We start from the raw sequence: 1,430 nt of genomic DNA on the forward strand, positions 1-1,430 counted from the left end.
GGGCATACTATCAGGTACTGCAGGATACCAACCATCAAAGGTATGTCCTTCCTTGATCGGATCATCAGGAGCGGTGATTTCTGTCCCATATTGCTGTGTTATCGTATCAACTTCACTTCCACCATCACTGTCAAAGGCGATAAAAAATGTCCCCTGTGTAAACTCCGCTTCAATATCCATATCATCTTCCACGATAATCGTGAGGGGATTGGCACTGCCCGAAGTATCACCTCTCCATCGAGTAAACTCATACCCCGTATCCGCTTCGGCTCTCAGTGTCACCTCTGTGCCTGAAGGATATTCATCAAAAGCAGGATTGGCAGTAATACTGCCGTTTTCTGCATCGAGGGTAAGGGTATAGTATTCAACACCCTCTTCCTCAAAAACAGCAATTATCTCCATATCTCTTTCCACGGTAATCGTGAACGGATTGGCACTGCCAGTGACATCACCACTCCAACCGACAAAAACATAGCCGTCCTCTGCCTCAGCAGTCAGGGTCACATCTCTGCCGTGTTCATATTCATCCGCATCAGGAGCAACTGAAACATCACCATTTTCTGCGGTGATATCAAGGGAATATCTTTTCAGAGAAAACTCCGCTTCTATTACCATATCTCTTTCTACAGTAATTTCAAGGGGATTATCTTCTCCCTCCGCATCGCCACTCCATTGAGTAAACTCAAACCCCGTATCCGCTTCGACAATAAGTAGTACTTTTGTGCCTGATGGATAATCGATATAATCAGGATACGCTTTGATACTGCCATTTTCTGCATTCAGTTCCAGAACATAACGTTCAACACCTGCTTCATCAAAAACAGCAACTATATCCATATCTCTTTCCACAGTAATGGTAAGGGGATTTTTACTGTCAGAGGTATCACCACTCCAACCAACAAACACATAGCCGTCAGCAGCCTCAGCAGTCAGAGTCACCTCACTGCCGTGCTCATACTCTTCCAGATCAGGGTCGGCAGTGATATCACCGTTTTCAGCGGTGAGGGTAAGCTCATATCTTTTCAGAGAAAACTCGGCTTCTATTACCATATTTCTTTCCACAGTAATTGTAAGGGGATTCTCATCTCCCTCTGCATCACCCCTCCATTGAGTAAACTCATACACTTCATTTGGCTCTGCTGTTAGCTCAACTACGGTACCGTATGCGTAATCGTTAAAATTAGGATCGACAGTGATACTACCGTTTTCTGCATTCAGTTCCAGAACATAGCGTTCAACACCCTCTTCCTCAAAAACAGCAATTATCTCCATATCTCTTTCCACGGTAATCGTGAGAGGATTGGCACTGCCAGTGACATCACCACTCCAACCGACAAAAACATAGCCGTCCTCTGCCTCAGCAGTCAGAGTCACCTCACTGCCGTGCTCATACTCATCCGCATCAGGATCAACTAAAACATCACCATTTT

At 45.2% G+C, this 1,430-nt stretch carries 1 protein-coding gene; it reads right to left on the minus strand.

The annotated features are described in order from the left end of the window. The coding region (locus tag CALK_RS11630) for an InlB B-repeat-containing protein (RefSeq protein WP_034638386.1) at nt 1–1,430 on the minus strand (1,430 nt) is incomplete at both ends.

Source organism: Chitinivibrio alkaliphilus ACht1 (assembly GCF_000474745.1).
In the GTDB taxonomy this organism is placed as follows: Bacteria; Fibrobacterota; Chitinivibrionia; order Chitinivibrionales; family Chitinivibrionaceae; genus Chitinivibrio; species Chitinivibrio alkaliphilus.